Annotated in this window: 4 protein-coding genes; 2 read left to right on the plus strand and 2 right to left on the minus strand. The window is 60.3% G+C overall.

Annotated elements, in window-relative coordinates:
• Positions 1–106: 106 nt before the first annotated feature.
• Positions 107–1,015, plus strand: a complete 909-nt coding sequence (locus ACXRVY_RS23405) for a LysR substrate-binding domain-containing protein (protein WP_223458149.1) — start codon at positions 107–109, stop codon at positions 1,013–1,015.
• Complete coding sequence (locus ACXRVY_RS23410; RefSeq protein ID WP_108217507.1) at positions 1,012–1,371, plus strand: MmcQ/YjbR family DNA-binding protein; 360 nt, start codon at positions 1,012–1,014, stop codon at positions 1,369–1,371. The genes ACXRVY_RS23405 and ACXRVY_RS23410 overlap by 4 nt, the downstream gene beginning before the upstream one ends.
• A gap of 11 nt (positions 1,372–1,382) precedes the next feature.
• Here the strand turns inward: ACXRVY_RS23410 and ACXRVY_RS23415 are convergent, their stop codons facing one another.
• Together ACXRVY_RS23415 and ACXRVY_RS23420 are read right to left on the minus strand one after the other, a co-directional pair.
• On the minus strand, positions 1,383–1,811 hold the full coding sequence (locus ACXRVY_RS23415) for a DUF1294 domain-containing protein (protein ID WP_458238361.1): 429 nt from the start codon (positions 1,809–1,811) through the stop codon (positions 1,383–1,385).
• On the minus strand, positions 1,808–2,633 hold an 826-nt coding region (locus ACXRVY_RS23420), incomplete at its 5' end, for an undecaprenyl-diphosphate phosphatase (protein WP_458238362.1). The genes ACXRVY_RS23415 and ACXRVY_RS23420, both read right to left, overlap by 4 nt.

Genomic DNA, 2,633 nt, shown 5'->3' on the forward strand with positions numbered 1-2,633 from the left:
CACAAGGGCGATCTGATGGAACTAATCCTACAGACGAAACCAATAGCTGATTAGACGGCAATAATGCGATAGTTCGTCTCACAGATAGAACAATCAGGCTCACATCATGCAAGACCTCAACGACCTGTATTACTTCGCCAAAGTCGTGGAAGCCGGTGGTTTCGCGGCAGCCGGGCGTGTGCTCGGCATTCCCAAGTCCCGATTGTCACGGCGCATCGCCGAACTGGAAGAACGCCTTGGCGCGCGATTGCTGCAACGCACCACCCGACAACTGAAACTGACCGCGGTGGGCGAGCGCTACCTCAGGCATTGCCAGGCGATGCTGCTGGAGGCGGAAATGGCCGACGAGGCTGTTGCCAGCATGTCCAGCGAGCCCCGCGGGCGGTTGCGGGTGTCCTGCCCGGTCGGGCTGGCCCACGAAATATTGCCGGGGGTGATCAGCGACTTTCTGGAACGGTTTCCGCAAGTCCAGCTGGAGATCATGCTGCTCAACCGGCGGGTCGATCTGGTGAACGAAGGCATTGACGTGGCCCTGCGTGTGCGCGAGCTGGGCGACGAAGACCCGCTGCTGGTCACCCGTCGCCTGCGTCAGGCGCAGATGCTGATGGTCGCCAGCCCCGGTTTCCTCGTTGGCCGTGAGATCAACCATCCCGAGGATCTGAAAAACCTGCCGGTGCTCGGCGCCCTGGAAGCCGACCGTCTGGTGCACATCCGCCTGCTGGATCAAAAAGGCAAAAGTTTTGAACTCGCGCTCGAGGCCCGACTGGGCATCGATGACTTTATCGTGCGCAAGGCCAGCACGCTTTCAGGCCTGGGTTTTACGTTGCTGCCCATGATGTATTGCGAGCAGGAACTGGAGAACGGCTCGCTGGTGCAGCTGCTTCCCGAGTGGTCGTTGCCCGGTGGGTGGCTGCAAGCGGTCTATCCTCATCGACGCGGGGTGATGCCGGCGGTACGCGCCTGGATTGACCATCTGGTCGAATCCTTCAATGCCTGTGGGGAACGATTGTTATGAAAGCCGGACGGATGAGCGAAGAGGATGTCGCGAAGTTTTGCCTCGCCCTGCCGGGAGCGCGGGAAGACTATAAATGGGGAGGCGTACGGGTGTTTTCGATTGCCGGGAACAAGATGTTCGCGTTGCAGGGCCTGCGGGGTGATTCCCTGGCCTTCAAGGTCGACAAGGATCTGTTTCTCGGCCATTGCGACCGTCCGGGGATTCATCCGGCGCCTTATCTGGCGCGCGCCCAGTGGATCATCATGGAGACGCCCTACCCGCTCGGTAGCGAAGAACTGCAGGGATTGCTGCAGCGTTCCCACCAATTGGTGGTGAGCAGACTGCCAAAGCGCACTCAAGTCGGTCTGTTGCTATAGGGCCTTCTTCATTAGAACAAGGCGAACAGGTRTGCGCCGAGGAACAGGTGGTCGATCCAGAACACCTGGTGCAGTAGCACGATGATCCAGAACACCAACTGGTACGAGACTTTGCGGGTTTTGTGCCGAAACGCTTGCTGGGCCAGCAAGGCACCGGGCCAGCCTCCGGCGAACTCCAGCGCATGCAGGACATTCTCCGGCGTCCGCCATTGTTCGGCGCGGGCCTTGCGCTTGTCGCTCCAGTACAGAAAAAACGTCACGACACTGACGATGCCGTAGGCCGCCAGGGGAATCAACGAGACCCCGTGCAGCCATGACGACACCGAACCCGACAGCGGCAACGCGCACAGGATTGCAAACACCAGCCACTTCAACCGTGAATGGCGGATCTGTCCCCCGGGCTGACGCCCGGGGTTATTGCGCGCGCTTGAGTCACTCACGGCTTGGCCGCGCTCCAGTCGACCCAGCCGAATTGCCAGGTCGCCAGGATGATCAGGCCGAACACAATGCGATACCAGGCAAACGCCGCATAGCTGTGGTTGGCGATGAACTTGAGCAGCCCGCGGACCGCGATCATCGCGAAGACGAACGCCGTGACGAAACCGATCGCGAACACCGGGAAATCCGCCGGGACAAACAGGTGACGGTATTTATAGCCCGAGTACACCGCTGCGCCGACCATGGTTGGCATCGCCAGGAAGAACGAGAACTCGGTAGCGGTCTTGCGCGACAGGCCGAACAGCAACCCGCCGATGATCGTCGAGCCCGAACGCGAAGTGCCCGGAATCATGGCCAGGCATTGGGCGAAGCCGACTTTCAGGGCATCTTTCCAGGTGATGTCATCCACCGTTTCGGCGTGTACTTCATGCTGACGGCGCTCGGCCCACAACATGATGATCCCGCCCACGACCAGCGCCGTTGCCACGGTGATCGGGTTGAACAAGTACTTGTGGATCAGGTCAGCGAAGATCACACCCAACACCACGGCCGGCAGGAACGCGATCAACAGGTTCGCGGTAAACCGCCGGGCGCCCGGCTGGGTCGGCAGACCGATGACCACGTCGAAGATCTTGCGTCGAAACTCCCACACCACTGCCAGGATGGCCCCCAGCTGAATAATGATGTTGAACGCCATCGCCCGCTCGCCCCCGAAGCCGAGCAAGTCGGCCACGATTATCTGGTGGCCGGTACTGGAAATGGGCAGGAATTCGGTCAGCCCTTCTACAACCCCAAGAATCAATGCCTGAAAGGCGGTCCAAAGA

It is taken from the genome of Pseudomonas sp. P5_A2_2 (assembly GCF_054177685.1).